Origin of the sequence: Achromobacter sp. GbtcB20 (assembly GCF_019091095.1) — a bacterium.
GTDB classification, from domain to species: Bacteria; Pseudomonadota; Gammaproteobacteria; order Burkholderiales; family Burkholderiaceae_B; genus Achromobacter; species Achromobacter mucicolens.
Genome location: NZ_JAGXJZ010000892.1, coordinates 1 through 236, shown reverse-complemented (window position 1 = coordinate 236; position 236 = coordinate 1). Strand labels below are relative to the sequence as shown.

Below are 236 nucleotides of genomic sequence, written 5' to 3'. Positions count from 1 at the left end.
GCAATAGCAGTAGTTGGACACGACGATGGCGGCCAGCGCGAGCCACACGTCGCCCCGCCCAGCCTGCGTGAGCACCAGCGTGGCGGCCACGCAGCCGATCGTGCTGGTGTAGGGCAGCCGCCGCTTGCTGGCCCGCGCATCGGCGCGCGCGCCCAGCGTGGGCATGGTCAGCATGATGTGCAGGTACGACAGCGACAGCGCCGCCGTCCAGGCCAGCGTGGCCCACGAGGCGCGCC

General features: G+C 72.5%; 1 pseudogene. It reads right to left on the bottom strand.

Annotated elements, in window-relative coordinates:
• Nucleotides 1-236, bottom strand: a pseudogene (locus KVT32_RS31540) (MFS transporter); the annotation flags it as partial.